The organism is Nocardia sp. NPDC003726 (genome assembly GCF_053586955.1).
On sequence record NZ_JBSFNF010000067.1, the window covers coordinates 1 to 1,050 of the forward strand.

Annotated in this window: 1 protein-coding gene; it reads left to right on the forward strand. The window is 61.8% G+C overall.

The window, feature by feature from the left end:
• Positions 1–39: 39 nt before the first annotated feature.
• A partial coding sequence (locus ACWDMM_RS33775; protein WP_323124770.1) for an ABC transporter ATP-binding protein occupies positions 40–1,050 on the forward strand: 1,011 nt, incomplete at its 3' end.

Genomic DNA, 1,050 nt, shown 5'->3' on the forward strand with positions numbered 1-1,050 from the left:
CGCCGGTGGGGCAGCTCGCTGAGAATTGTGGAGGTTGGCGTGGGCGTCGAGGTCAGGACCGAGAGTGTGACCAAGTCTTTCGGTTCCCAGCGTATTTGGCAGGATGTGTCGTTGACGTTGCCTTCGGGTGAGGTCAGTGCGTTGCTGGGTCCGTCGGGTACCGGTAAGTCGGTGTTCTTGAAGTCGCTGATCGGTCTGCTGCGTCCGGAGCGGGGTTCGATTTTCATCGATGGGACCGATATCACCACCTGCTCCAACAAGGAGCTGTATGAGATCCGCAAGCTGTTCGGTGTGTTGTTCCAGGACGGTGCGTTGTTCGGGTCGATGAACCTGTTCGACAATGTGGCGTTCCCGTTGCGGGAGCATACGAAGAAGAGCGAATCCGAGATCAAGAAGATCGTGATGGAGAAGCTGGAGCTGACCGGTCTGCTCGGGGCCGAGGGCAAGCTGCCCGGTGAGATCTCCGGTGGTATGCGCAAGCGCGCCGGGTTGGCCCGCGCCTTGGTGTTGGATCCGCAGATCATCCTCGTCGACGAGCCCGACTCCGGTCTGGATCCGGTGCGCACCTCGTACTTGTCGCAGTTGTTGATCGATATCAACGCGCAGATCGACGCCACGATCCTGATCGTCACCCACAACATCAACTTGGCGCGGACGGTGCCGGACAACATCGGGATGTTGTTCCGGCGTCAGTTGGTGATGTTCGGGCCGCGGGAGGTGTTGTTGACTTCGGAGGAGCCGGTGGTCAAGCAGTTCCTCAACGGGCGGATGATCGGGCCGATCGGGATGTCGGAGGAGAAGGACGAGGCGCAGATGGCGCGGGAGCAGGCGTTGGTGGACGCCGGGCATCATCATGGTGGCGCCGAGGAGGTCGAGGGGATCATTCCGCAGATGCGGGCGACGCCGGGTATGCCGGTGCGTCAGGCGGTGTTGCGGCGGAAGGAGCGGGTGCGCGAGATCATGCACACGTTGCCGCATGCCGCGCAGGTCGCGATCCGGGAATCACTTGCCGACAACGACGATACGCAGGTGATGGCCTACAACAGCGGC